The sequence below is a fragment of the Psychroflexus sp. MES1-P1E genome (assembly GCF_002836055.1).
In the GTDB taxonomy this organism is placed as follows: domain Bacteria; phylum Bacteroidota; class Bacteroidia; order Flavobacteriales; family Flavobacteriaceae; genus Psychroflexus.
This window is the reverse complement of the sequence record NZ_PJBS01000013.1, coordinates 1-805: the sequence shown is the minus strand read 5'-3', so window position 1 is coordinate 805 and position 805 is coordinate 1. Positions and strand designations below refer to the sequence as shown.

Annotated in this window: 1 protein-coding gene; it reads left to right on the top strand. The window is 27.7% G+C overall.

The window, feature by feature from the left end; all coding sequences use genetic code 11:
* Positions 1–651, top strand: a 651-nt coding sequence (locus tag CXF67_RS00095; protein ID WP_102086918.1) for a porin family protein, incomplete at its 5' end; no start/stop codon positions are given.
* Positions 652–805 lie beyond the last annotated feature (154 nt).

Genomic DNA, 805 nt, shown 5'->3' with positions numbered 1-805 from the left:
ATGAAAAAACTATTAACCGTTTTAACTTTATTTTTATTCTTAAATTTATCTGTTATTTATGGACAAGCTAGACCTGTCAATTTCGGTATGAAAACTGGAATTAACATTGGAAAGTTTGTCCCAAATAAAAATTCAATAGATTATAACTACAAGTTTGGATTCTACGCAGGTGGATTTATTAATATTGCACTTGAAGAAAAATTGGAATTTCAACCTGAGTTACTTTTTGCATTGCAAGGTAGTAAAGTATTAGTAAAAGGTTTAAACATACCTAATTTTGATTTTAATGGTAATCCTATATCAAATTCAAATACCTATAATTTCGAATATGAAGTTAATGAATTAACTATTTCTATTCCCTTAATCGTAAAACTATTTTTAAGTAATAAACTTTATCTTGAGAGTGGTCCTCAAATTGGATTTATTATTGATAGAAGTTTGAATTCATCACAGCAGATAATTAATGGCGAATATGATAGTTTTATTATTAGAGAAAGTGACGATTCATTTGATTTTGGCATATCTCTTGGGTTTGGTTTTAATGTAAGTGAAAGAGTTACATTGAATTTGAGGTCATATAATGGATTGATAAAGAGAGATGATGAAATTAAATCATTTGTATTGAATTTTGGAATTGAGTATAATTTATAAAACTGTTTACAACACCGTGTATAATTAATTGCTATGGCAAGTGCTTATCTGGAAAATTCCGTTGGAATTTTCTCTAGTCCGTATTTGTTTACTAATTTAGTTGCTAATCACGCAACAAACCATATACAATCACGTTGTGCTTCATTTAAAACAG